Here is a 1,272-nt window from a genome sequence, read left to right as displayed (position 1 = left end):
CTGGGGGGGCGACGATATGGCTTGAAACGATTGATACGTCAAGAGTGTAACGATCTGTGATAGAAAAAGATAGGTCTCAAATTGTCAATAAGACCTATCTGTTGCAAATGTTACCCTTATTCTATCAAAAGCATCTTAAAATTCAACTAAAGTATCGTAATTTTATTTTATTAAATATTTTAGTGATGCTTGTACAATCAATCAAAAGAGAAAGCAATTGAAAAGTTAGCAAATGCTTTACCTCTTGGAATAAAATTTGAAAGTATAAGAAAAAGAATTCAGCGCTTTTTGTCTTTACCAAATCTAAGATTTGAAACTATTTGGTTTCCTATCATAGCTAGTATACTAGAAACATACTTTGAAACAGATGAACTAGTTTATATAGCAATTGACCGTACAAATTGGGGTAAAATAAATCTTTTAGTAACTAGCCTGATTTGGGATAAAAGAGCATTGCCAATATACTTTACTTTGATGCCAAAATTAGGTAGCAGTAATCTTAAAGAACAGAGCAGTCATCTATCAACAATAATTCCCATTTTTAAAGATTATAAAATTTGCCTATTGGGAGATAGAGAATTTTGTTCTGTTAAGCTAGCGAAATGGTTGTCAGAAAAGTCTGTATACTTTTGTTTACGTCTCAAAAAAAATGAGTTTATTGAAGTCAAAAAGAAAATTTGGATTGAGTTATCAAATCTTGGGTTAATACCAGGAACTTCATTCTTTATTAAAGGAGTAAAAATAACTAAAATAAAGGGATTTAGCACTTTTAACGTTGCATGCAAATGGAAGCGTAATATTTCCGGATTTATCCCCAAAGAAGGATGGTTCATTATGACAAATTTAAATTCCTTAGAATTGGCGATTGCTGCTTATAAGAAACGGTTTGGCATTGAAGAAATGTTTAGAGATTTTAAAACAGGAGGCTATAATTTAGAAGACACTAATGTCTATGGTGATCGGTTGATTTCGCTAATTTTATTGATATCAATAGCCTATACTTCTGCTACCATTCAAGGACAGCAAATTAAACTAAAAGGAATTCAAAAATATATCGGCAGAGTAAAAGAAGATGGCCGTTCACAACGACGACACAGTAGTTTTTATATAGGATTATATGCTCAAAATTGGGTCAGTTTTAGCGATGAGTGTATTAATTTAGTACGAGAATTAATGAGACTTAATCGTAATAAATGGAAGTATTATTTACGAGGAATGAGAGCTAAATCGCTTGTCCTGTCTGCTTTATAACTATTTTCGTCGCCCCCCCAG

Annotated in this window: 1 pseudogene; it reads left to right on the top strand. The window is 32.1% G+C overall.

Annotated elements, in window-relative coordinates:
* Nucleotides 1–107 precede the first annotated feature (107 nt).
* Nucleotides 108–1,251 (top strand): annotated as a pseudogene (locus F6K38_RS42280) (IS4 family transposase).
* Nucleotides 1,252–1,272 lie beyond the last annotated feature (21 nt).

The organism is Moorena sp. SIO3B2 (genome assembly GCF_010692525.1).
GTDB classification, from domain to species: Bacteria; Cyanobacteriota; Cyanobacteriia; order Cyanobacteriales; family Coleofasciculaceae; genus Moorena; species Moorena producens.
This window is presented reverse-complemented; position numbering and strand designations above follow the sequence as displayed.